At 39.3% G+C, this 26,610-nt stretch carries 13 protein-coding genes; 2 read left to right on the top strand and 11 right to left on the bottom strand.

Going from position 1 to position 26,610, the window contains the following annotated elements:
* Positions 1–4: 4 nt before the first annotated feature.
* The 6 genes from ACO052_RS18775 to ACO052_RS18750 all read right to left on the bottom strand — a co-directional run bounded on the left by ACO052_RS18775 (position 5) and on the right by ACO052_RS18750 (position 9,692).
* Positions 5–1,984: a tail fiber domain-containing protein gene (locus tag ACO052_RS18775; protein WP_422105328.1), complete on the bottom strand. Its 1,980-nt coding sequence runs from the start codon at positions 1,982–1,984 to the stop codon at positions 5–7.
* Positions 1,981–2,127, bottom strand: coding sequence for a hypothetical protein (locus ACO052_RS18770; protein ID WP_422105327.1), 147 nt, complete (start codon positions 2,125–2,127; stop codon positions 1,981–1,983). The genes ACO052_RS18775 and ACO052_RS18770 overlap by 4 nt, the downstream gene beginning before the upstream one ends.
* Before the next feature lie 115 nt (positions 2,128–2,242).
* The gene (locus ACO052_RS18765; RefSeq protein WP_422105326.1) at positions 2,243–6,118 is read right to left on the bottom strand and encodes a hybrid sensor histidine kinase/response regulator transcription factor; all 3,876 of its coding nucleotides are present in this window, start codon (positions 6,116–6,118) and stop codon (positions 2,243–2,245) included.
* 45 nt (positions 6,119–6,163) lie between these two features.
* A complete protein-coding gene (locus ACO052_RS18760) occupies positions 6,164–6,955 on the bottom strand; it encodes a T9SS type A sorting domain-containing protein (protein WP_422105325.1) in 792 nt (263 codons plus the stop codon).
* A 12-nt stretch (positions 6,956–6,967) separates the two neighbouring features.
* Positions 6,968–7,945, bottom strand: a complete 978-nt coding sequence (locus tag ACO052_RS18755) for a hemagglutinin protein (RefSeq protein ID WP_422105324.1) — start codon at positions 7,943–7,945, stop codon at positions 6,968–6,970.
* 70 nt (positions 7,946–8,015) lie between these two features.
* The gene (locus tag ACO052_RS18750) at positions 8,016–9,692 is read right to left on the bottom strand and encodes a tail fiber domain-containing protein (protein WP_422105323.1); all 1,677 of its coding nucleotides are present in this window, start codon (positions 9,690–9,692) and stop codon (positions 8,016–8,018) included.
* A gap of 318 nt (positions 9,693–10,010) precedes the next feature.
* Between ACO052_RS18750 and ACO052_RS18745 the strand changes: the two genes are divergently transcribed.
* Together ACO052_RS18745 and ACO052_RS18740 are read left to right on the top strand one after the other, a co-directional pair.
* The gene (locus ACO052_RS18745; protein WP_422105322.1) at positions 10,011–12,041 is read left to right on the top strand and encodes a sensor histidine kinase; all 2,031 of its coding nucleotides are present in this window, start codon (positions 10,011–10,013) and stop codon (positions 12,039–12,041) included.
* On the top strand, positions 12,038–12,790 hold the full coding sequence (locus ACO052_RS18740) for a LytR/AlgR family response regulator transcription factor (protein WP_422105321.1): 753 nt from the start codon (positions 12,038–12,040) through the stop codon (positions 12,788–12,790). Before ACO052_RS18745 ends, ACO052_RS18740 begins: the two co-directional genes overlap by 4 nt.
* Before the next feature lie 16 nt (positions 12,791–12,806).
* Here the strand turns inward: ACO052_RS18740 and ACO052_RS18735 are convergent, their stop codons facing one another.
* From ACO052_RS18735 to ACO052_RS18715, 5 genes are all read right to left on the bottom strand, one after another.
* Positions 12,807–13,592 (bottom strand): hypothetical protein, encoded by a 786-nt coding sequence (locus ACO052_RS18735; RefSeq protein WP_422105320.1) that lies wholly within the window; start codon positions 13,590–13,592, stop codon positions 12,807–12,809.
* A gap of 11 nt (positions 13,593–13,603) precedes the next feature.
* Positions 13,604–14,890, bottom strand: a complete 1,287-nt coding sequence (locus ACO052_RS18730) for a hypothetical protein (protein WP_422105319.1) — start codon at positions 14,888–14,890, stop codon at positions 13,604–13,606.
* 12 nt (positions 14,891–14,902) lie between these two features.
* Entirely contained in the window at positions 14,903–16,384 is a 1,482-nt protein-coding gene (locus tag ACO052_RS18725; RefSeq protein ID WP_422105318.1) for an SUMF1/EgtB/PvdO family nonheme iron enzyme, read from the bottom strand.
* Positions 16,385–16,624: 240 nt separating this feature from the next.
* Positions 16,625–21,499, bottom strand: coding sequence for a choice-of-anchor L domain-containing protein (locus ACO052_RS18720; RefSeq protein ID WP_422105317.1), 4,875 nt, complete (start codon positions 21,497–21,499; stop codon positions 16,625–16,627).
* A 113-nt stretch (positions 21,500–21,612) separates the two neighbouring features.
* Positions 21,613–26,430, bottom strand: coding sequence for a choice-of-anchor L domain-containing protein (locus ACO052_RS18715; protein ID WP_422105316.1), 4,818 nt, complete (start codon positions 26,428–26,430; stop codon positions 21,613–21,615).
* Positions 26,431–26,610 lie beyond the last annotated feature (180 nt).

Here is a 26,610-nt window from a genome sequence, read left to right as displayed (position 1 = left end):
TTAATTATTGGTTAATAGCTTGTTCTAGATGGTCAACACGGGCTAAAAGTGCTTCTAGAGTTTCTTGTAATGTTAGATTTTGTTTGTTTTGTTGATGCACCGTCGCTTTTAAGTTTTCGATGAGTTCCTGTTGTTCCTGAATGGCATTAATAAGTACAGGGACGAGATCGGAATAATAGACGCCAAGCCGTTCGAGTTCTTTTTTTATCAGTGAGCCAGTAGCCTCGTCAGTTTCCCAACTATGAGATTTGACAACTTCAGGTATTATAGCTTGAAGATCCTGAGCAATAAGCCCTAGTTTAGTATCAGGGTTTGAATTGCTTTTCCAATTAAAACTTACAGGTTGCATTTGAAGAACTTCATGGAGTCCATAGTGTAGTGCTTTGATGTTTTTCTTTTCGCGACGATCGGAGGTATTAATGGTTCCATCCGTTGCCCATACTTGTGTCCATCGATTTGAAGGGTTACCAAGCCTAAACGAATTATCATTGTCTGGTATTAAACTGGCGTTTACGGATAATTGATTGCTGCCTGTATCTTCAATGGTTTCTGTGCCAATTTGTAAACGATTACCCATTTCTACATTGCCACTTTCATTGACATTAAAAACACTTGTCGTATTTTGACCAGAACGAATTAAAAAGTTACCTGCCTCATTTTCATTATAATCTAATTGTACAACTACCGCGTCGTAACTGCGTAAAAACATATCGCTACCTCCTCTTTCTGGATTTGTAGAAATAATACCATTGGCTGATAAAGAAGAATTATTTGAACTTCCTAAGATAATATCAGGTACATTATCAGCATTACTGTCACCACTTGCATATAAACCTGCTGTATCACCAAAGAATGCTCCACCATAGTTATCTGAACTGGCAAATACAGCATCAGACTGGGAATCAAGTATTCTAATTCCATTAATAGATGGAGACTGAATAGAGATACCAGTATCTATTCCGTCAGGAATAAGTATTCCATTAAATGCTGCATTTATACCATTAATAGGTTCATGATTTATTACTATTCCATTAAAAGCAGAAGTAATTCTTAGTCCATCGCTAGTAGAGTTTATTGTGTGACGACCCGATTTTATAACGGTTAAAGCATTACTTCTTTCACTATTAGAAGTACCATTACCAATTTCAAAAAGTGGATCGTTATTATTCCATTCCGTTGGGTTTCCACCTCCAACGTTGTATCTTCCTATTGCTGTTGCTCCTTGCGAGTTTGCTACAGTATTAATGCCTAATGCCGTTGATAATGAGCCGGATGCTGTTGTACCATTTCCCATTGCTGTAGCACCTGCACCAGATGCAGTTGTACCGATTCCCATAGCTGTTGAAGTTCCGCCAGATGCTAGCGTGTTTTGACCGGTGGCAGTTGCAAAATTGCCAGAAGCCGTAGTATTAAGTCCTGATGCCAGAGAAAAATCGCCAACAGCCCCACCTTGGGTTGATGGATTTGCGTTAAAAGAGGTGCTTAAATCTACAGCATTATCACCAATATCTGTATAAAAATCAGGATCACGACCAACCAATCGCCAACCATCATTGCCGCCCTCATTAATCAGTTCTAGCCCTGAGACATTATCTGCTTCACCCGCTCTGCTCGCATAAAATGATCGTGGTATAGCACTAATGGGTTCGTCACCAAAATCTACAAAAGTACCATCCTGCTCCAAGTCAATTTGGATATGGAGCACATTGGCGCGTTCCCAAGGTATGGTTGCAAAATCACCAAGAGTACTTGTGCCTTCTCCGATTTCAAGACGAGCAATACCGTTTTGGTCGGTTGTAGCGGTTTGGTCTTCTTCGTAAAAGATAGTACCACCACTAAATTGGATACTGAATTGAAAATCGATGGCTTGATTGGCTACGACATTACCATTGGTATCTTTAATTAGTGCTTTGTAATTAATACCATTCTGGGCGGTAATGCTCAAAGTAAAAAGCAAGCTTAGAAGTGTGATTTTCAGTTTCATTTTTTAAATTTTATTGAGGATACCACCGTATTGTTATTCATTATATTGAGTTGGTACATCCCGTCTTTTAGGTGATCTACAGCGATATACAGTTGTGAAGGAAGCGTATGTTCCTCTTCTTTTTTTGAGTTAGTTTTAGTCATTTAGAGGGCAATTAATATCTTGCAATGACAAAGCTAGCCGTGGGGTAGTGGACGATATATGACATATGTTTCAATAGGTAATACATATGTAACATGATTGATAAGTCCAGTAAAATCAGGTATTTTGCCGATCGGCAAATTGAGAAGGTGTTTCCTTATATGCGTTTTTAAAACATTTTATGAAGTAGCTTGGCGAGTTGAAGCCGACCATATAAGCGACCTCAGATGTGTTAACTTGCTGCTTTGCTAGAACATCCTTAGCCAAAAGTAAACGTTGGGACCTTATAAATTCTGAAGTGGTCATTCCAACCACCGCTTTTAGCTTTCTATGCAGTTGGGTTCTACTCATTAGCATATGTTTGCTAAACGCTTCGGAGGTAAACTCAGGATTGACGAGATGTTCATCTAAAACCGTTTTAAGACGTTGCATGAATTCGGCTTCAACAGAAGTCACTTCTAAGGCCTTGGTTAGAATTGGTTGTTCGTTAAAACGTTGTTTAAGTTGCTCGCGAATTTCAATCAGTTTGGTAACGCGTACTTTGAGAATATCTGCGTTGAATGGTTTTGTAACATAGGCATCGGCGCCAGTTTCCAAACCTTCACGTTTTTGCTCCTGGGTTACTTTAGCCGTCAGCAAGATGATAGGAATATGACTGGTAAGTTCATCATTTTTCAAAGTGTTGCACAGCTCAATACCATTGAGTTCTGGCATCATGATATCACTGATGACCAAATCGGGTAGTTCTTTTCTAATAAGGTCTAGGCCTTTTTTAGAACTTGTGGTTTTGATCACATGGTATTGGTCCGTAAATACAGAGGCCACAAAATCCAATATTTCTAACTCATCATCAATGACGACAATTGTCGATGCATCTTTTTCGACTTTTGAGCTTAGCTTCTCAATGGGTTCCTGTGGCTTCGTCTCCGAATCAAGCAGTTCATAATCTTGATAGGCGTCTTTATGAATGGGCAATGTCACACTGAACTGGACTTTGCTATCTTGAAGTGTATTAGCCAAGATGGTACCTTTGGACAAGGTGACCAAATCCTTAACTAGGGCTAAACCAACACCAATACCTTCTGAGGCCTCATTATTTTGATAGAAACGTTCAAAAAGCTTCCCTAATTTATCAGCTTTAATTTGATTGTTCTGATTGATGACAGAAAGAAAAAGTTGCTCATCCTTCATTTGGGCATCAAAATAAACGGCGGTGTTTTTTGGGGCATATTTAATCGCATTAGAAAGTAGGTTGGATCCGATTTTTTCGATGATATCCTTGTCGAACCAACAATTTTCGAGTTTCTCGATCGAGGAGTGAATCGCAATGTGCTTGTCCTGAGCTTTGTAATAAAATGCTGAAACCAATTGCTTCAACAAGATACCCAGATTACCTTGGGTAACTTTCAATTTTATCTGTCCCGCATCAATAAGGGATAAGTCCATCATTTGATCGACCAAACCTAATAATCGTGTTGCATTTTGCTTTACAATCTCTAATTCTTTGCGATTGGTGTTGTCGAGATTATCTTTAGCCAATTGTTTATCTATGGGGCCCGAAATCAGGGTTAAAGGCGTTCTAAACTCATGGGAAATATTGGTGTAGAGTTTGGTTTTAAAATCATCGAGTTGTTTCAAACGTTCGGTTTCGGCATGCTCGAGGCGCACTTGGGTTTCCAATTTCCATTTGAACCTAAAATAACTATAGACGGTATATAAGGTAAATGCAATCAATAGACCATATACGGTATAGGCCAAATTAGTTTTAAACCATGGCTTAGCAATAGTAAAGCTAAAGGTTTGGGGTGTTTTATTCCATATCCCTTCATAATTACTAGACATGACCTTAAAGGTGTAATCGTTAGGTGGTAAGTTGGTGTAATGCGCAATATTTGAATAGTCAGAGGCGGACCAATCGCGATCATGATTTTCGAGTTTATAACTAAAGAAGTTTTTTTCTGGATGTGAAAAATGAAGACTTGCGAAGGTAAAAGTCATCGTGTTTTCACTGTGCTTGAATTCTTGATTTGGTATGGTTTGATGCTCGTTACCAAACACTTCAAACTTAGATATAATCGTTTTGGGTTGTACCTCATTATAGGTAATGTTTTTGGGATGGAACCAATTTAGGCCTTCAATTCCGCCAAAATATAATTGGCCGTCATTATCCTTAAAATAGGCACCGGTATTAAACTCGTAGGCTTGCAAACCGTTAATAATAGAATAATTTTCCACATAGTGTTTGTGGGGATGATTTGGCGTAAATCGAGAAATTCCCTTATTGGTACTTACCCAAAAATTATCATTATCATCCTGCAGAAGGCCGTAAACCACATTATTTGCTAAGCCATATTCATATTCAAATTCTTGGACCTCCAGGGTGGTTTCGTGAATATTTTTAATCCCATTGCCATTGGTACCGATCCATAAGGTGGCATCTGTATAGTAAAGCGATTTTATTTTATCTTCGACTTCATTGATTTTCTTAATGGTTTTGGATGCTGTATTTAAGACATATAATCCATGGGTGTCCGTGCCTATCCATAAGGTATTTTCGTCCCCTTGCTCTATGGTTCTCACATTATTTGGGAGCAAGGAGTTATTACTATTATAAACTTCAGTAATCCCATTGGCCAAACTAAATTTTATAAGACCATTGGTACGTGTACAAAGCCAAATATGCCCGAGCTTATCCTCATATATTTTCCATATGGCATTGTTGTCTAAAGCAGGTAAGGATTGAATGCTACCATTGGGTTTTAAGATTTGTAAACCTGTGGATTGGTGACCAATCCATAGATGATTATCGACAGCGAGCAAACTCATAATTCTGTTGCTCGATAAATCCGAATTTTGGGTTGTAAGAGTTTGGAAGCTATTTTGTTTTCGATTGATTTTAGTCAAGCCTTTTCCAGAAGTACCGAGCCATATGGTACCCAAAGCATCTACGGCTATTGAACGTATAACGTCTACGTTGATGTCTTCGGGGACTTGTTTGCTCGTTATGGTATTAAACTTAATTAAATGTTCATCATAAAAACTTAAACCTGCCCCATCCGATCCAAACCAAATATTACCAGTAATATCCTCATATATCTTTAGGATATCGTTATAATGCAAGGCAAAAGGATTTTCTTTATCTGCCTTAAAATTCTTAAAGGCATTGGTTTCGTCTAATAGATAAAGTCCATCTCCATAGGTGGCTACCCATAAGCGTGCTTTAGAGTCTACAAATAAATCTTGAATGTTTAAGTTTTTAGCCTCTGTGTTTAGCAGAGTGGACAAGGCTCCAGATTGCAAATCCATTGCGATTAAACCATGGCCATAAGTGCCAAAAAGCAATTGCTGACCGCGTTTAACAATACTACTCACCGCATAGGGTTCTGTATCATTTAGATGGGCAATCGTATTGTTCTCAATCTTAAAGATACCTTTACTGGTCCCTAAATAAATCGAATTGTCAACCCTACTAATCTCAAAAACCGAGGTTTGCTTTAGCTCTTGCTTAGAGACCGCTATGACTTTTTGTGTGTTTAGGTCTACTGATACCAATCCATTGTCTAATGTACCTACCCATAAAGTTGATTTGTTTTTTCTATGTATGACAGTACCATTTTTGATCGAAGTGATAGAATCGAAAGTCCGAGTGTTGTAATTGTATTTTTCAATAATCTCATTAGAACTATAAGACCACAGGTCACCAAAACTATCAGTGATTAATTGTCCTAATTGTGCATAATTAGAACGGGTCACATCTTGGTATTGTTTATTATAGTAGGTAAATGTCCGTCCATCATATCGATTAAGACCATCCTGTGTTGCAAACCATAAATAACCAATAGAATCTTGGGCCATACTAACCACACTATTCTGTGAAAGGCCGTCACTTACCGTTAGATTTCTAAATGAAAATTGCTTAGCACCTTGCGACCAGATAAAGTGGGTACACAAGATGGCGTATAAGCAACATAACTTTACTTTGTGGGTAAGCATAAAGTAAAGTTATAGAAAGGCCATAAATAAATCAAAGGTTGCAAGCTATTCTTTGATTAATCTCTTGGTAATTGTGGTATCATCGACTTTAATCTTCATAAGATAAACGCCTGAATTTAAACCGCTAATATCGATAGTTTTGGTCTTGTAGGTATTTACGAGCTTACCCGTAATATCATAAAGCGCTACACGGTCGAGGCCTGATGCAGTTGTAATTATAACTTGATCTTTGGCTGGATTTGGATAAATACTCAAGTGGATGTTTGATAAATCCACGTCATCTGTGTTAAGGATATTAAACAAAAATGTGCCTTGCCCCGAAGCAATACCCGAAAAATAATTTTGGGTTGTCGTACTATCAATATTTGAGTTAAAGAAACTATCGATAGAACCTCCCAATCCCATGGCAATGGGGTCGGAGTTACTTAAAATTTCTAGGGCTCCTGATGTGGGCATATTTGAAATGTCAAAAGTGACGATTACAAAAGGGACGCCATTGGTATGAGAGAGGATGGTCTGACCGGGAGGTAAATTCATAGCAAAACCATCACGAGTCCCATCACCAAGACCTAAGCCTGTAAGCTGTCCGGCGGTAAATTCGGTAGTTCCCCAAAGACGTCCATTGAACGTGCTTACGTTAGAAATGTCAGCATTTCCTGCTGGCAACATCAAGGCAAAACCTATATCTGAGATATCGGTGTTTGTGCCGTCAAAATCTGGAATAGCTACAATAGAAAAATTGTAACCGCCATTGTGCTGAATGCCAAATTCATAGCCTTGGGCATAACCTAAGACACCTATAAGAAGTGCCATCATTAAAGTGTAATATTTTTTCATAATTAGTGGGTTTTAATTGGTTGTTGGAGGTACTGTTGAATTAATAGTGTAGGTAGGGAATCCTAATATATTTCCAGGAAATGCAAGTACATTGTCTTTTATAATATTGCTGTCGTTGTTTGAACCTGAAAATCTTGTGAGTGTGTTTAGATCCGCATCAAAACTTAAATAACCACTTGAGGAAAAGGTTATAAAGTTTAGAATGTTTAAGGGGTCAGCAAGAATAAAGTCCTTTACCGCATTTGCGTCGCTATTACCCCCAGAGAATTGAATGGCTTTATCACCATTAGCATCACCAGCCCAAAGTGCTGTTTCTCCTGATCCCAGTGCAACTTGAGCGTTGCTCCCAAATGTTGAAAATCCCGAGTTTTTAAAATCGATAATTACGGTGCTAGTATCATCAAACTGAACAGGATTTGCACTCATGGCGCCGAGATGATTTCTATGCTGAATGGCAATGTAATAGGTATTTTTTGGAATATTGAGAGTAACATCCGAAAAGCCATCGGTGTCGACGATATCGCCATCGCGCTGTAAAAGTGCCGAACGCCCTTGGATCTGCTTTTGGTTATCATTGTTAGCTCTAATAGATAGCCATACCCAATCGACTATGGCATCATTTCCAGTGGTATTAAAAACTGAAGCATCGCAAGTTGCGGCATCTTCGTAAGGAGAGGTGGTCGGCAAATCACCAACAGTTCTCAAATCGTCATTCATCAATCCTATGTCCACCGGATTTAAAATCGGCCCCTGCAATAAGACTTGGGCATTAATTTGCAACTTAAATTCGGGGTTGATAAAACCTTCTGAAATTGAGACGCCAGAGGCTGAACGCTCTGCTATAAATACTTCACCTATAGTATAAAGTATTTCAATTCCACCAGCGGTAGCTGAAGCCCCTCCGCTATCAATACTATATTTTTCAATTGTTTGAGCGGCTCCTGTAGATATACAGCTCATTACAAATACAACTATTACTAAATTTTTCATATTTCAAAATTCTTTAAATACCTATGGATAGAACTTTACATATGTTACAAATGATAGCACAGATGTAACATTAGTTGTTTTCTAGGGCTTCTAAACGTGTTCTTAACTGATCATTTTCTTTTTTTAGTTCTTGAATAGCTTTAACCAAATAAGGTACTATACCTGTATAATCCACAGCCTTAAATTGAATTTCTTCAGTAGGCGTCGCACCAGCTTCAATCTCTTCTTGGGTTGGCGCTGGTCGTGTAGCAGTTTTTACTAGCTCTGGCATTACTTTTTCTAAATTTTGTGCTGTGAAACCTGTTCGTAATCCTCTAGGTAATTTCATATCACCATATTGATCATTTTTGTAAGTGTAATTTTCAACCGGTAAATTCAAAATTTTGTTTAATGCGCTCTCGTTTGCAGGTGTTATATTTTTCTTCAAGTTTTCATCTGAAGGTAAATAGCTCCCAGTCGTAAACACATCACCATCGAAATAACCTGCATATTTATCTCCAGAGGAAGTGGAATTAAGAATTGTTGCATAGACTGCATAAACCAAACCTGTTCCATTGTCATTTTCGGCAAGTGCTCTTATACCATAAGCATCACCTACGCTAGTGCCTCTATTTGTTCCCCAACCATAGTAACCAAGAGCATCACCTCGTAAATTTTCGATCTGCGTACGAATACCATATGCCGCTGCAAACGCCACAGTATTTGTTTTATCTACATCTATAAACATCCCATATTGGGTACCAGCATCTGTGTCACTCCCATTTTGACGAATATTAATTGATCGTTGTGATAAATTGTCATTATTTATCTCAACGAGATATGCTGGTGTTTCATCATTAATACCAATAAAGCCATTTTTAAGTAATGTAAATGCATTATTTCGATTTGCATCATTTGAACCATTGCCAATCTCGAAAAGAGGATCGGAATCGTTCCAGTTATTTGATGCGCCACCTCCAATATTATAACGACCAAAAGCTGTTGAATACAAAGATTGCGCTTTAGAATTAAAGCCAGTTGAAAACGATCCCAATCCTGAAGCTTCTGTAAATCTACCAGTAGCCGTAGCATAACTTGATGATGCAATGTTCGAATTTCCAAAAGTAGTAGAGAACGATCCAGAGGCAATATTCTCAGTCCCTAATGCGACGGATCCAATACCTGTAGCACCAAAAGATGAAGACGATGTAGCACTTATGCTTAAATCTACAGCATCATCGCCTATATCGCCATAGTTGTTTGGGTCTGAAGCAATGAGTCTCCAGCCAGTATCACCATCTTCGGTTATTTGTTCTAAACCACTCGGTGTGGTGATACTTGGTAAGTTATCCAAATCGTTGTAATCGCCACTAAATACATTTGAAGCCGTCCTTGCCGCATAAGCATATGGTACGGCCGCAAATGGTGTCGTTCCCATATCCTCTAATCCACCCCCTAAATTTATTTGTACGTTTAAATAATGCGTATTGGATATCCAGTCAATAGTGGCGAAAGACCCAACCAATGGCGTTCCAGACCCAATACCCAAAATAACAATACCATTATTATCAGTGGTGGGAGTGTGATTTTCTTGATAAATGATGGTGCCATTTTCTGAAGCCTCCCTAATTGTAAATTGTATTACAATTAAGTCGTCAGCAATGACATTGCCGTTACCATCTTTGATAACAGCTTTATAATTAATAGCACTCTGGGTGAACCCAAAAAGGCCTATGACTAGAAAAAGAGTAACGCAAAAAGTTTTCATGATGTGATGATTTAGTAGTTCATTCAATTTAAATGTATACTACTTATCTTGTACTCTAAAGACAGATTGTAAATGTGTGCAGCATTGCTGCATAATATGTAAATTTGAGTGTATAGGTGTAGAATTGGTTTAAAGCGCAATCGTCTTTTGGTACAATTCACGAATAGTAAAAGTGCGTTGCGGTTTTATTTGAAAATATCACACTTATACATTTTTGATATGAACTTTAATTCATATTAGGTATTATTACTCATATAATTTCAAAGTAGTCTAATTTTTCAAGTGCGTTTTATAAGCAAAATATCTGTACTCTTTTTAATGACGATTACTGTTTGGTTCTCTGAAGTCCAAGCACAAATGGATACTGTTTTTATCGAAAGTGCTAAAGTATATGATACCCTATCTGAAAATGAGAAGAAGTATAAATTGATAGCAACTTTACATGATGGACTTAAAAGTTTATCAAAAAGTGAAATAGAAGACTTATCTAAGTTACACGAAAATTTTATTTTAAGACTAGTTGTAGCTGATTATTGGAAATTGAAGAAAGATTATGAAAAGGCTGGAGAGCTTTTTAAATCTCTGGAAGAGGATCTTCTAAGAAAAATGCCTATCGATTATGTGTTATTGGCTGTTTTAAGAAGAAAGAGCAGCTCAAACATGTCTTTTCAAAAATTTGATTTTAAAAAAGGGATTGAAGATTTAGAGGTAGGTTTGGAGTACGCCAAAAAAGCAAAAGTCGATAAGCAGATTATAGGTTTTCACTCTAATTTGTCTTTTTATTATACCATGGTTGCGGATTATGAAAAATGTTTATACCATAATAGAGTCTGTTATGATTTAGCTATGGAATTAAGGGATACCACCAGAATTGTAAATTCCTTAAAAACCATACTAGAAAATCTTAGCATTACAGATAATAGTAAAGATGCTCTTAAAGTTTGGTGGCAGATAAAGCCTTTTTTAAAGAATTATGATCATCCTACGACTGTATATCAAACCGTAACAGATGCATTTATTAAGACAAAGCAGATAGATTCCGCCTTATTTTACAGTGATCTTTTATTTAAGATTGATAGTGTTAAAGATAATGGCTATGAACGAAGTGAGAATAAGTTTTACAGAGGGAAGGTTTTAAGGCAGTCAAATCAACAAGATGAGGCAAAAGATATGTTTCTAAGCAGTTATAAAGATGCCAAAGATTATAACAATGTCACAGTAGAGATTCTGTCTGTGTTAAGTCTTGCTCAAATGTACCTCAATGAAAATCAAGTAGAAAAAGCACTGAATCTACTACAATCTACTTATCCGCGTACAAATAATACAAGAGTTTTTTATAAAGCGCATACGGAGTTGTTGCTCTCAAAAGCATATGAAGCTATGAACGTCCTAGATTCGGCATTGTATTACCGAAATAAGTACGATACTAACATAGCCATTGAAAATAGAGAAATAGCCAAAAAACAGGCCATTCTTGCTAAAGTAGAACTTGATGTGGATAATTATATCATTGAAAATAAGTCTTTAGTTGCATCCAATGAGATCTTAAATGATAAAGTTTCAAAAACTACCACTGCCAGAAATATTTTGATTTATTCACTTTTAGCTTTAATAATTTTAACGAGCTTTTTCTTTTACCAAAAAAAGCAGAAAGAAAGACTGCGTATAAGTCAATATAATGAACAACTGACAAATAAAGAACGCATGGTTATTGAGGCAGAGCTCAACTCTATTAGAGCGCAGATGAATCCCCATTTTATGTTTAATTCACTCAATTCAATTAATGAATTTATACAGAATGACAATAGTGATGAAGCTTCTAACTATTTAGTAAAATTTTCGCGTTTAATGCGTTCTACACTTAACTATTCTAAACGAAAGTTCGTAACTTTAAAAGAAGAGATAGATCTATTAAAATTGTATTTAGAGTTGGAGAACCTTCGTTTTTATAATTCAATACATTATAACTTCAATATTGCTAGTTCAATAACTTTGGAAAAGGTATCCATTCCACCAATGATGCTCCAGCCATTTGTGGAAAATGCGATTTGGCATGGTTTGATGAATAAAGAGGATAATAGAAAATTGGAACTTCGGTTTTATAGTGAACCAGATATTATAATTTGTGAGATAGAAGATAATGGTATTGGTCGAGCTGCAAGTAAAAAAATGAAAGCGCATAGCTCCAATCATAAATCACAGGGTATGGGTTTGACTGAACGTCGGTTGGAGTTATTAAAGAGTATTCATGGTAAAGAAGCTAGAGTTGAAGTAGTTGATTTATTTGAAAATGAAGTCGCTTCAGGTACATTAGTTAAAGTCGTATTTCCAAAACAATCAAATTCATGAGTTATTCTCAACCGACAGCACTATTGATTGATGACGAACCTCTGGCATTGAGCGCTGTGGCGCGTATGTTGACGCAACACTGTCCTGAAATAAAGATAGTTGGGAAAACTAAAAGCCCAGAAGAGGCTGTGCAACTAATCAATACTCTAAAACCAGACATTTTGTTTTTAGATATAGCTATGCCACGTATGGACGGATTTGCTCTTCTTAACACTATATCTTACAAGAGATCACAGGTTATTTTTACCACAGCTTATGACGAATATGCCCTACAAGCATTTAAGACGGCAGCTGCAGATTATTTGTTAAAACCCATCGCTATAAATGAGCTTAAAGAAGCAGTTGCTAAGGTGCAACGTAAATTACAAAGCGATGCCAGTCAAGATTACATCATTGATCTGTTTGAGCGTCTTCAAAAAACTAGGAATGAAATAACATCTATAGGTTTACCCACTATGGAGGGTTTAGATTTTGTGAAAGTGGAATCGATACTATATTGCCATAGCGACGGGAATTACACTGAAATTTACCTCGAGAATGGGCAGAGGATTCTGGTGACAAGAAAGATTAAGTTTATGGAAGAGAAGTTGGATGGACTGCAATTTGTTCGTGTTCACAATTCATATTTGGTAAATCTCAACTGCGTAACAAAATATATTAAAGGACGCGGTGGAACTTTAATTATGGTTAATGGTGACCATATTCCAGTTTCTGTTAGAAAAAAGAATGACTTTTTAGATGCGTTCTGAATGAAGACGCCTAAGGCTAACAAACAATATCAAAAGTCACGGTGAAATTACCACCTGTTTTACCATCTCTGTCTCCGTCAATGGGTTTACCTTGATTATCTTCTACTGGATTTATCCCATTGCCAATAATCTGAAGCTGTAGTCCTCCGCTAAAACAAGGCGCCAGGTCAATGAAATCTTGATCTGTTGTAAATATTAAACGAGTATTGCCAAGCGACCAAGAAAATGTGCCTGTTGCTGTTCCTCCTAAACCACTTACAATAAAGTTGCTTCCATTGACGAACGAGCTTGGATCCATCTGAATATTAAAATCTATAGTTATCCGAACACGCTGACCAGATATTAATGAAAAATCTGTAAAGCTATAGTCTAGATATCTTGGAAATGTAACAATCGCGTTAGTTTGGGACTCATTAGAGCTCATTGATTTTTCTGCGATAATAGCATAAGGGACAGGTTTAAATTGTGTGGTTCCTAAGTCTATTAGACCATTACCAATATCTACTTGAACATTTAAGAAGTGATCGTCTTGTTCCCATTGAATATCCGTAAAATTTCCAGCAATGGGGTTTCCCTCCCCAATAAAAACGGCGATAATGCCATTATTGTCCGTGGTAGGGCTGTGGGATTCTTCATAAATGGTATCATTGAGTTGTTGAATTTTAAATCGAATTTCGATGGTTGTATTGGCGACCACATTGCCATTATCATCTTTTATAATGGCCTTGTAATCAATGCCGGTCTGCGCCTTTAAGGCTAATAGGATGCAACTGAATGCAACTAATAAAACGTATTTTTTCATAATCATAAGGTTTAATCGTTTATTGGTGGTACTGTTGTATTAATGCTATAAGTAGGAAGCCCGAGGATATTTCCAGGAAAGGTCAAAACATTATCTTTTATAATATTACTGTCATTGGATGAACCTGAAAACCTTGCAAGTACATTTAAATCGATATCAGCGGAGAAGTAACCACTAGATGAAAAGGTAATGAAGTTAAGGACATTTGCCGGGTCGGCTAAAATATGATCTTTGATGGCATTTGCATCACTTTGGCTTCCTGAAAATTGAATAGCTTTATCGCCATTGGCATCACCGGCCCATAGTGCCAATTCACCAGACCCAGCTACGGTTTGGGCGTTGCTTCCAAAAGTGATTTGGTTATTGGTGTTTGTAAAATCTATCGTCGTAGGAAACCCAGTTAGATTAATAGGATTAGCGGTCATCACCCCTAAGTGATTTCTGTGCTTAACCACGACATAGTAGGCATTCAAAGGAATTTCAATGGCAAGTGTCGAAAAGCCATCGAGATCTACGATATCTCCGTCACGCTGAATTAAAGCGGAACGCGCTGCTAAAACCTCTCCAGTGTCCAAACTGTCCCTTAGCTCAATAAAAACCCAATCGACAATAGCATCTGCTCCAAGAACCTCAAATATACTTGGATCAATCTCGCTGGCATCTTCAAATGGACTTGTGGTCGGAATTAGATTATTTTCCCTTAATGTGTCGTTCATTAATCCCTTATCCGTAGGACTAATGGATGGACCTTGTAGAAACGCAATAATGCTTGCTCGTACTTGCTCTAATAGAACCAGAGATTCTTGATTTACAGCAAAACCATCGCCATTTCCACCAAAGTACAGGGCTAGGGCTTCATCAAGCAATAGATTCTTAATAGAGGTATCTACCGAGAATCCATCCCCATTTCCACCAAAGAACAAGGCTACGGCTTCATTTAGTAACAAATTTTTGATGGCCGTATTTACTGCAAAACCATCACCAATACCGCCATTAAAAATGACGATGCCTTCATCTGATATCAGACTGCTAATCCCTTTATTTACAGAAAATCCATCGCCACTTCCGCCGTAATAAATGGCAACGGCGTCATCAAGGAGCAGATTCTTAATGGAGGTGTTCACGGAGAAACCATCCCCATTTCCTCCGTAATAGATCAAAATGCCTTCGTTTAACAATAAGGCTTTGGTACAGGTCGCTACTGAAAACCCATCCCCAAATCCACCATTATACTGGGCTTTAGTCTGTTCGTAAAAACACAAGCATACTAAGATTATGATTAGTTTGTTAATCTTCATGAGTCTAGGCTTTTAATTTGGTGCGGTTCTAACACCCCTGAATCCAATTCTGCCATTGCTGCCACTAAAGCTATTGGCAGCATCATTTCTATCAGAAACTCTCATGTAGATGGATTGATTAACATAGCCTGCACCTCTATAGCCAAAGCCATCACCTAGAGTTATATTATCATCTGGCCAAGTACTGCCTACGGTACCTTCTCCTGTACTAGAAATAAAGCCATTACCATGAAGGCCTGTAAAAGCTCGTCCTCTTGGATTTCCAACAGAGATACAGCGTTCATAAACATTTCCACTTAATTCCATGACGCCATAATAGCTACCACCCGTTTCTTCCCGGCTATGGTTCACCGAACTTGCGGCGAGAATACCGCAGCGTTTGGGTCCAGATAAAGTGCCATTTGTTTCGACATATATAGCATTGCCCGTATTTTGGTCTAGATTATTGATGAATTCTGAACTAAACCCTGCTGAAAAAACCTGATGTGGTGTTGATGCAATATTAGCGCTGCCCCAAGCAAATTCGCCAGGTTTGGGCAAAACAGGACCTCTACATGCTTTTTCAAATTCTAATTCGGTCATAGGTCGCAAGGCAGACCAATCTAAGTAAGAATTAACGAGAAATACACTAACATAGGTAATAGGAATATCGGGCCTTGTTGTGGTTGCAGAGGCGCCAGAGCCTTCAGCCCATGACACACCATTTCTGACAAATTCATCATCTGAATTTTTACCGCCTGGCCCAGTAACGTCGAGGTTGGTTTTTTGAGTTTCGGTTAAGGTATTAAAAAATTCTATCCATTGGCCTTGAGAGACTTCATACTTCATCATATAGAAGTCATTAAAGCCTTTAGGATAATTTGCGGATAAAGTCCCCGTTTGATCACCTCCATCACCAACGTCTGCAGTATAATAAAGATCCCCAGGGTTATTAGAGATAGTTAAAGCGGCTTCTGAAGTAATTTGAAAGGACGTTGAGGTAGAAGATCCTCCAGCATAAAATTTATTGATTTCATCTCCCGATGTGCCACCAACATAAAAAGAACCTTCTGGGATGTATACCATTTCTATGGCGAATACCTTAACATCAATAATAGACTCTGTAGTCGCGGCACTAGGTAAATCCCAACGGATCTGGATGTCTTGTAGAACAAATTCACCAGAGCCATCCGTGGCTCTATAAATTAAAGCGCCGTCGTCTCCTACAACTTCCACAATACTACCACCTGGTGCATTGGTATTTGTTTGATTAATATTAGCATGAAACCAATTACCGTTGTCAATCCGGTATTTTACAAACACCCAAGCTGCATCCCAGTTTGATGGTCCACTACTAATACGCCAAGAATTCTCCCAGCTAAGATCAAATTCGACATGAGCCCAATTGGCTGGGTCATTAAAGTTCTCAAGCGAAATATTGCTGACTTGAATATTATTTGAAATCGCAATATTAAAGCATAATAAAGTAAATACTAATGAAAGGATAGGTTTCATGAGACTAAGTTTTATGGTTTGTATTGAATTAAGAAAGCACATAGCGTTGAACTTTCAGTTTCAAAACTATGCGCTTCGTTTCTGGGACAATATTTAATATGTTACAAATGGTATGACATATGTTTCATAACCCGTTATACCTCAATTAGTGCTGTGAATTTGAGAATAGGGCAGGTGGATTAGGTCATTAAAGCATAATAATACTCGCCTAAAGAAATCTGCGAATCGAAAAATAGAGGGTTATCGTCTTAATGCAAAATGCCCTTTAATCTGGAATAGTCTTCCGTTTTGCATCACATCGGCAACGTACCAATAATCTCCAGCGGGCATCTTATTACCATTGACGGTACCGTCCCAGCCAAAGGTATTATGGCGCAGTTCCTTCAATACCTTGCCATATCGGTCAAAAATGCGAATAACAGTACCGGGAAGGGTCTCTATGCCAATAATGTGCCAGGTGTCAAAATCCCCATCGCCGTTTGGTGTCATATGCTTAGGAGCGTCTATAACCAAGACTTCCCTTGTGACCTCTGCGCAACCATTGCGATCAATGATGGTCACCGTATTGTATCCAAGGGGTACGTTGATAAAAACATTCGAAGTCTGTACGGGCAAATCGTTCAATTGGTATAAATAATCCCCAATACCACTTACCGTCATTATGATATTATTGAGATCCGAAAAATCTATGGTCTCGACAACATCAATGAAGGCAGATTCTGATTCCATAACATTGAAGCTAAAGTTACTTTCGCAGCCATTTTCATTCGTTATGGTAACACTATAGCTTCCAATTTCCGTAATCTCAATATCGGCCGTTGTGGCATCAGTGGACCACAGATAGGTCTCTAAGGTATTTCCGGTAAATGCAGAGACCACCAGCGGTAAATTATCTATACACAGCACTTGATCTTCAATATCTAGTACAGGCAAAGGATTGATAATAATAGAAAACTCTGTGATATCAAAGCAGCCCGTGCTATTGTTTTCGAGTCTTGCAAATATTGTGTCGTTATCGGTAGCGATATAGGTGTTGCCCAATGCATTTGTATTATTCGTGGCATCATCTAGAGTGGCAAAATAACTTATAGTATGCACATTGGGATTTTGACCTCCTAATATTGCTGTATTTTGGACGGACAGATCCACTTCCAAAAATCCATCAAAATCATCATCGCAGGCTACGAGATCATCGGGCTGGTTGACGATTGGTAATGGGTTGACCACCAATCGAAATGCGTGGGTACTATAACAGCCCGTTGTAATAAAAGTCACCCTTGCAAATAGATTTTCAGCAGGGCTACTATAGGTGAAGTTGGGATCGAGTGGATTCACATTGACCTCGGCTTCTAATAAACTGCTGTGGTAAGTCACGATGACATTTGAGAGATCATCGACTAAGACAGCGTCTATTTGGGATAAATCGATGGTATCGTCGAACGTATCACACACATCGTAGGTTTCGATCTCATTGATTGAGGGTGGGGGAGTGATATTAAGATTGAAAGGGACGATAGAAAAACAGCCGGTACTCACATTTCTTACCCTCACGAATATGCTGTCCTGGCCCTCGATGTTTGTATATGTTTCAGGATTGACAATTGAATTTGTATCGGCTTCGGCATCGTCCTGAGTTGGATAATAGGTGAAATCGATATTGTATTGGCGTCCATCCAAAATATCCAGTTCGACGTCCGTAAGATTCCATTGTAAACTAGTTTCAGAATTATTACCGCAACCTTCGAGCGACTGTCCAAAGTTGACCTCGGGAAGCGATAGCGTATTTATACTGAAAGATTCTACAAGGGCACATCCCGATGCTATATTTTCGATACGCGCATAAATGAATTCGGGATTGCTGGTCGCCGTATAGTCCAAAGGAATGGCATCCGTACCCAAGTTCGCATCCAAGGGGGAAAGGTGGAAACTGATATTGAGATCGGTGGGGCTTCCCATTTCTATTTCCGATACTTTATTATTCAGGTTGGTTGTGGCCAAGCCGTTTGGACCCATACCACACCCAAAGACATCAGTTGGTGCGTTATATAGGGGGTTCCGTCTCACTTCTATTTGCATAGGTGAGACCTTAAAACAGCTATTACCGGACACATTTTCCAGACGCACAAAAATGGTCTGGGGATTGGAGGTGTTTTGATATGGCGTGGTTTTGTCAATGGGATTTTCCCTATTGATGGCCTCTGCTTCGGACTCGAAGTAAAGCACCTGCATGCCCTCCTGCCCATTGATGATCTGCTCATCCCTATCCTCGAATAAAAAGTCCGAAGGATCGTTGGGGTTGGATGAGCAATTGACAAAACTGGGAATATCTCCCAACTGTGGATCTGCATATACCTGTACTTCAAAGTTGAAGATGGTAAAACAGCTTTCGGACTCAAGCTCCGCTCTAATAAAAACTTCTCTTGAGGTGGTGATATAACTGCTTGGGTTGGGTATAGACAAGAAATCATGAAACTCACTTATGGCATGATCAAAAGACTCATGGAATGTAAAGTTTATATCGTCCAAATTGTCCGTTAAATCATCCAAAACGCTTTCGAGGTTGACGGTAGCACTGAGGTTTTGATCTTCATCACAAATTATAATGGGTTCAGGGTCAGAAGCTTCAAGCGCTGGGGTGATATTAAGCTGAACTGTTGAGATATCAAAGCACCCCGTATCTACATTGGTTACTCTAATAACTAAGTCTTGACCTTGAGGTAAATCAAAGGTATTTACGATCTCATTCTCTTGATTTTCGGCATCTTGGGCCGTTGAATAATACGCAACGTTTGCGGTAATACCCAGATTATTTGAAATATCTTCTATAATGGTATTAGAAATTGTTTCTAATATCACAATGGTCGTATTCGTGTCGGGATCTGTAGTACCGCAATAATCCAGGGTGTAATCGGGCAGATTCAGAGCGGAGTTAACGCTCAGGGTCACTTCGGTATCGAACGCACAGGCGTCATGGCTTGAGCTTATAAATAGGGTTTGCGAATTTGTTACCGTAAACGGTAGGGTTTGGTCTATGGGGTTGATGCTATTCCCGCGGTCTTCTTCGGTGAGGTAAAAATCTAGTTCTATGTCATAGCCGTCCTTGAGTTCGGTGGTGATATCCTCCAAGTTAAAATCCTCGATACCGTCGTTGGAGCTGTCATCGCATAGATAGAACTCCCTATCGTCACCAATGACGTTATATAATAAGTTTTTGTGAAGTATTAAGGGTACTTCAACATAGCAATTGCCATTGTCGTATGAAATCGCTAGAGGAATAGTATAGGAAGCTGGATTGGTCAATGTGAAAAATCCAGGGGGGCCAAATGGATTTACAAGTATTAGGGTTCTTGCGGACGAACCAGGTAATAAGGTGTCTTCGATATATGTAAGATATTCCCCAAAATTAAAAGTGACAGGTAAGCTATAGTAATCATAGAGTGTTGTACCTTCAAATTCTTCATACAATGGATCGATACAAACATCCATGACAAATCTATCTATTCCTATATCAAATGGTTCTAAATAATTAAAGTTGATATATGCGAGCGAAAAGCAATCGCTTGTACCATCTGCTATTTCTACTCTTGCCACAATATTTGGGGGCTGGGACGTGAAATCCGGAAAGATATCTATAGAATCTACGCCATTGGTTGCATCGTCCTCGTTCATGTAATAGGTCACACTTCTGTCGGGTTCGGAATCGGCCATTAGAATATCGAACATACCCAGATGCGTAATCGTTGAATCCGCAATAAGATCATTGCAAATGTCCAGGATATAGTCCTGCGTATTCGGTGAATTGTTGACAATAGTATTAAAACTGCCCAATTGCAAGCAATCACCGCTTAAGCTTTCGATTCTTACAAAAATGGTTTCCTCTTGAGTAGAATTCTGATAAACACCCGTGATTGGGTCAATATTATTCTGTGCATCGTCCTGGCTTAAGTGGTAACTGATCATATAGTCATCCGATGGCAGTTCCGATAATACTTCATCATTCTTTAATGTTGGGAAATCGAAATCAAAAATACCATCGCTTGGTGCCGGATCGCAAATAACAAGGTCTTCTATTGGTGCCGCAGGCTGAAACGGTATAACCTCTATATCGATACTATCCTCTAGAACGCAACTTCCGCCCGGTATCGGAATGGAGATTTCGACACTGTAAGTGCCCGATACGTCCACTTGAAGCGTTGGGCTGTTCTCACCAACTATTGGTGCGCCATCTCTAAACCAAGTATGTATAGCTAAAGGATTATCGACCTGGGTATCCAAGGTGAGATTGCTACCACAAACGGATTGGTCCGGCCCCAGGTCTATGGCACCCCCAAAACTTTCGGCCTCGATAAAAACGGCGGAGTCAAAACGTTGGTCGATATGGTCGGCTATGACAAATTTAATGTTGTAGGTTTCGCCCGGTATTATTTCTGTACTTGCTGTTAACACGGTGGTGTGCCCGTTAAAATTCGTATTGCCGATATTGTAGCCTTCAAAATACGCTTCGTTCAAAGCCTCGCAGAATCCATTGATTTCCGGACGGATGGTATTGGTACTCACCTCGGTGGTGGTATCGGGGACTATGGCGATGTTGACAAAAGGATCGTTTGTTCCCGCTCTTTTGATTAAAATGGCAAAGACATCCCTAAAGGTACAGGGATATTCTTGTTGGTATTCGTCCGAGGCAAAAAGATATTTAAAGGCTATAAAATTATTTGCTGAGACGAGATCGAAGGTTATAGAGGTGGCGTTAAGGGTTTGGTCTATGCCCAAAAGATCAAAGATATCCTGGTCCGTCTGCCAGTTTAAATCCCCTTCGCTAAGATTATCTCCAATAAAAGTATTACCGGCACTATTGACACTTCCCGTGGACAAAATTATACCATTTTCTAGCGGAAAATCGGAGGTACCCTTGTTAAAGCTACCATAGCTTACTATATTATTGATATTACCATTAACCGGGGAAGAAATATTACTGGCGGTAGCACAATCGCCACCTACGATGTTCTGGATAAGTTGTTGTGGCGTAAGGGAATTGTCCGTAAGAATCTGTTGCGCATATGTACAACATATGGACATAAAAATGCAGAGAAATGTATGGAAACCTTTCTTTGTCATAGCATTGTTGGAAACGATAGTCTATTAAAAACTATAAGCGCTCTTTATCAAAGATATAGAAAAGTACCCAATTTCTTTGATTCGATCTGTGTTTAAGGTTAAATGTTTCACTTTCAACGGCGTAGCGCAAAATGCCCTTTGATCTGGAAGCGTCTTCCGTTTTGCACCACATCGGCCACGTACCAATAATCCCCTGCGGGCATCTTGTTACCATTGACGGTGCCGTCCCAGCCAAAGGTATTATGGCGCAGTTCCTTCAATACCTTGCCATATCGGTCAAAAATGCGAATAACGGTACCCGGAAGGGTCTCTATGCCAACAATATGCCAGGTGTCAAAATCCCCATCGCCGTTTGGTGTCATATGCTTAGGAGCGTCTATTACAAGGACTTCCCTTGTGACCTCTGCACAACCATTGCCATCAATGATGGTCACCGTATTGTATCCAAGGGGTACGTTGATAAAAACATTCGAAGTCTGTACGGGGAGATCGTTCAATTGGTATAAATAATCCCCAATACCACTTACCGTCATAATGATATTATTGGGATCCGAAAAATCTATGGTCTCTACAACATCGATGACTGCAGATTCAGATTCTGAGACATCAAATACTCGTGTATCTTGACAACCAAATTCGGTAGTTACCGTCACCCAATACGTACCTACTTCAGTAATTTCAATTTCAGGGATAGTTTCACCGGTCGACCACAAATATTGGTCTGTAGGATGATTTGTATTCGCCGAAACAACCAATGGAAGGTTGTCTAGACAAATGACTTGATTTTCAATATCAACTATTGGTAAAGGATGAATGATTACAGAGAACTGAGTGGTCGCATAGCACCCCGTTGTGTTATGTTCTATTCTTGTAAAGATAACTTCGGAATCAAAGGCAAAATAATCGATGTCTAAAGGAGACATGCCATTATTGGCATCTTGTTCTGAATTATAATAGGTGATATCAAAGTTTAGCGGATTTTGACCTCCTAATATTGCCGTATTTTGGACGGATAGATCCACTTCCAAAATCCCATCAAAATCATCATCGCAGGCCACGAGATCATCAGGCTGGTTAGCGATCGGTAATGGGTTGACCACCAATCGAAACGCATGGGTACTATAACAGCCCGTTGTGATAAAAGTCACCCTTACAAACAGGTTTTCAGAAGGGCTGTTATAGGTGAAGTTGGTATCTAGTGGATTTACATTGGCCTCGGCTTCTACCAAACTGCTGTGGTAGGTCACGATGACATTTGAGAGATCGTCGACTAAAACAGCATCTATTTGAGATAAATCTATGGTATCGTCAATTGTATCGCACACGTCGTAGGTTTCGATCTCATTGATTGAGGGTGGGGGAGTGATATTAAGATTGAAAGGGACGATAGAAAAACAGCCGGTACTCACATTTCTTACCCTCACGAATATGCTGTCCTGGCCCTCGATGTTTGTATATGTTTCAGGATTGACAATTGCATTTGTATCGGCTTCGGCATCGTCCTGAGTTGGATAATAGGTGAAATCGATATTGTATTGGCGTCCATCCAAAATATCCAGCTCCACGTCCGTAAGGTTCCATTGTAAACTAGTTTCGGAATTATTGCCGCAACCTTCGAGCGACTGTCCAAAGTTGACCTCGGGAAGCGATAGCGTATTTATACTGAAAGATTCTACAAGGGCACATCCCGATGCTATATTTTCGATACGGGCATAAATGAATTCGGGATTGCTGGTCGCCGTATAGTCTAAAGGAATGGCATCCGTACCCAAGCTAGCGTCCAAAGGGGAAAGGTGGAAACTGATGTTGAGATCGGTGGGGCTTCCCATTTCTATTTCCGACACTTTGGTGCTCAGGTCCGTTATTACTGATCCACACTCAAAGATATCAGTTGGTACGGTATATACCGGATTTTGTCTCACCTCTATTTGCATAGGGGAGACCTTAAAACAGCTATTACCGGACACATTTTCCAGACGCACAAAAATGGTCTGGGGATTGGAGGTGTTTTGATATGGCGTGGTTTTGTCAATGGGATTTTCCCTATTGATGGCCTCTACTTCGGACTCGAAGTAAAGCACCTGCATGCCCTCCTGCCCATTGATGATCTGCTCATCCCTATCCTCGAATAAAAAGTCCGAAGGATCGTTCGGGTCGGATGAGCAACTGACAAAACTGGGGATATCTCCTAGCTGTGGATCTGCATATACCTGTACTTCAAAGTTGAAAATGGTAAAACAGCTTTCGGACTCAAGCTCCGCCCTGATAAAGACCTCTCTTGAGGTGGTGATATAACTGCTTGGGTTGGGTATAGACAAGAAATCATGAAACTCACTGATGGCATCATCAAAAGACTCATGGAATGTAAAGTTTATATCGTCCGAATTGTCCGTTAAACCATCCAAAACGCTTTCGAGGTTGACGGTAGCACTTAGATTTTGGTCTTCATCACAAATTATGATAGGTTCTGGGTCTGAAGCTTCAAGCGCTGGGGTGATATTAAGCTGAACCGTCGAGATATCAAAGCACCCCGTATCTACATTGGTTACTCTGATAACTAAGTCTTGACCTTGAGGTAAATCAAAGGTATTTACGACCTCATTCTCTTGATTTTCGGCATCTTGGGCCGTTGAATAATACGTAACGTTTGCGGTAACACCGAGATTAATTGAAATATCTTCTATAATGGTATTAGAAATTGTTTCCAATATCACGATTGTCGCATTCGTATCGGGATCTGTAGTACCGCAATAATCCAGGGTGTAAACGGGCAAATTCAAAGCAGGATTGACGGTCAAGGTGATTTCGGTATCAAACGAACAACCGTCATGGCTAGAGCTTATAAACAGCGTCTGGGTGTTCGTTACCGTAAATGGTACTGTTTGATCTATAGGAATGACGTTGTTTTGACGGTCTTCTTCCGTAAGATAGAAATCTAGGTCTATGTCATAACCATCTTTAAGTTCTGCTGCAATATCTTCTAAATTGAAATCCTCCATCCCGTCGTTAGAGCTATCATCACATAGAGCGAAGGCCCTATCATTACCAATAACATTATATAATACGTTCTTATGAGAAATTAATGGTATTTCGGTATAGCAATTGCCATTTTCAAAAGAAATTCCTAAACGCATAGTAAAGGAGGATAGATTGGTCAAGGTTAAGGTTCTAGGATTACCTAAGCCATACAATTCTAAGGTTCTTACAGACGAGCCAGGGAATAAGGTGGTTTCTATATACTCAAAATAAGATTCTATATCAAATGAAACGGGAAGTGTATTATAGGTATATAATGTCGTCCCTTCAAATTCTTCGTAATCAGGATCTATACATGCATCTAGTACAAGGCGGTCAATACCCAAATCAAATGGTTCTAAATAATTGAAGTTGATATATGTGAGGGAAAAGCAATCGCTTGAGCCGTCCGTTACGTCTACCCTTGCCACAATATATGGGGGCTGGGAACTAAAATCCGGGAAATCTTCTATTGGATTTATTAGGTCAATGGCGTCATTTTCATTCATATAGTAGGTCACACTTCTATCCAGTTCCGAATCGGCCATTAAAATATCGAACATACCGGGATGCGTGATCGTCGAATCTGCAATAAAATCGTTACAGATGTCCAGGGTATAGTCCTGCGTATTCGGTGAATTGTTGACAATAGTATTAAAACTGCCCAATTGCAAGCAATCACCGTTTAAGCTTTCGATTCTTACAAAAATGGTTTCCTCCTGGACCGAGTTCTGATAAATGCCAGTGATTGGGTCTATATTATTCTGGGCATCGTCTTGGCTTAAGTGGTAACTGATCAGATAGTCATCCGATGGCAGTTCCGATAGTATTTCGTCATTCTTTAATGTTGGGAAATCGAAATCAAAAATACCATCGCTTGGTGCCGGATCGCAAATAACAAGGTCTTCTATTGGTGCCGCAGGCTGAAACGGTATAACCTCTATATCGATACTATCCTCTAGAACACAGCTTCCGCCCGGTATCGGAATGGAGATTTCGACACTGTAAGTGCCCGATACGCCCACTTGAAGCGTTGGGCTGTTCTCACCAACTATTGGTGCGCCATCTCTAAACCAAGTATGTATAGCTAAAGGATTATCGACCTGGGTATCCAAGGTGAGATTGCTGCCACAAACGGATTGGTCCGGCCCTAGGTCTATGGCACCCCCAAAACTTTCGGCCTCGATAAAAACGGCGGAGTCAAAACGTTGGTCGATATGGTCTGCTATGACAAATTTAATGTTGTAGGTTTCGCCCGGTATTATTTCTGTACTTGCCGTTAACAAGGTGGTGTGCCCGTTAAAATTCGTATTGCCGATATTGTAGCCTTCAAAATACGCTTCGTTCAAAGCCTCGCAGAATCCATTGATTTCCGGACGGATGGTATTGGTACTTACCTCGGTGGTGGTATCAGGGACTATGGCGATGTTGACAAAAGGATCGTTTGTTCCCGCTCTTTTGATTAAAATGGCAAAGACATCCCTAAAGGTACAGGGATATTCTTGTTGGTATTCGTCCGAGGCAAAAAGATATTTAAAGGCTATAAAATTATTTGCGGAGACGAGATCGAAGGTTATAGAGGTGGCGTTAAGGGTTTGGTCTATGCCCAAAAGGTCAAAGATATCCTGGTCCGTCTGCCAGTTTAAATCCCCCTCGCTAAGATTGTCCCCAATAAAAGTATTTCCGGCACTATTGACACTTCCCGTGGACAAAATGATACCACTTTCCAGCGGAAAATCGGAGGTACCCCTATTAAAACTACCATAACTTACGATGTTGTTAACATTACCATTGACCGGGGAAGAGATATTGGTGGCGGTAGCACAATCGCCACCTACGATGTTCTGGATAAGTTGTTGTGGTGAGAGAGAATTGTCCGTAAGAATCTGTTGCGCATATGTACAACATATGGACATAAAAATGCAGAGAAATGTATGGAAACTTTTCCTGACCATAGCATTTTTAGAAAGCTATTGTTAACTTAATAATATTGACTTCTTAAAGATTATCATAGCATTTTTTCCTTATTTTTTTCTTTTTCATTTATTAGATGCAAAAAGTCTAAAACGGTTGCGTTACAAATTGAAAAATAACGA

The organism is Winogradskyella sp. (assembly GCF_965228925.1).
Taxonomy (GTDB): domain Bacteria; phylum Bacteroidota; class Bacteroidia; order Flavobacteriales; family Flavobacteriaceae; genus Winogradskyella.
Note: the sequence above shows the minus strand (reverse complement) of the source record. Positions and strands in the feature narration are given on the sequence as shown.